Here is a 746-nt window from a genome sequence, read left to right as displayed (position 1 = left end):
AACGTTCCCTGTCTTGTTTAGTTTTGAAGGATCATTCGATTCTTCGAGATGTTGTTCTTTGAAAACTAGATAACAGAAGTAATTCACATTCAATTAGTAATGCAAGATATCACGTAGTGATTCTTTTTAACGGTTAAGTTAGAAAGGGCGCACGGTGGATGCCTTGGCACTAGGAGCCGATGAAGGACGGGACGAACACCGATATGCTTCGGGGAGCTGTAAGCAAGCTTTGATCCGGAGATTTCCGAATGGGGAAACCCACCACTCGTAATGGAGTGGTATCCATATCTGAATACATAGGATATGAGAAGGCAGACCCGGGGAACTGAAACATCTAAGTACCCGGAGGAAGAGAAAGCAAATGCGATTCCCTGAGTAGCGGCGAGCGAAACGGGACCAGCCCAAACCAAGAGGCTTGCCTCTTGGGGTTGTAGGACACTCTGTACGGAGTTACAAAGGAACGAGGTAGATGAAGAGGTCTGGAAAGGCCCGCCATAGAAGGTAACAGCCCTGTAGTCAAAACTTCGTTCTCTCCTGAGTGGATCCTGAGTACGGCGGAACACGTGAAATTCCGTCGGAATCCGGGAGGACCATCTCCCAAGGCTAAATACTCCCTAGTGACCGATAGTGAACCAGTACCGTGAGGGAAAGGTGAAAAGCACCCCGGAAGGGGAGTGAAAGAGATCCTGAAACCGTGTGCCTACAAGTAGTCAGAGCCCGTTAACGGGTGATGGCGTGCCTTTTGT

At 48.9% G+C, this 746-nt stretch carries 1 rRNA gene; it reads left to right on the top strand.

Annotation, left to right across the window (positions count from 1 at the left end):
• Nucleotides 1-131 precede the first annotated feature (131 nt).
• Nucleotides 132-746, top strand: a 23S ribosomal RNA gene (locus IG629_RS22495); the annotation flags it as partial.

The organism is Nisaea nitritireducens, from assembly GCF_014904795.1.
In the GTDB taxonomy this organism is placed as follows: Bacteria; Pseudomonadota; Alphaproteobacteria; order Thalassobaculales; family Thalassobaculaceae; genus Nisaea; species Nisaea nitritireducens.
This window is presented reverse-complemented; position numbering and strand designations above follow the sequence as displayed.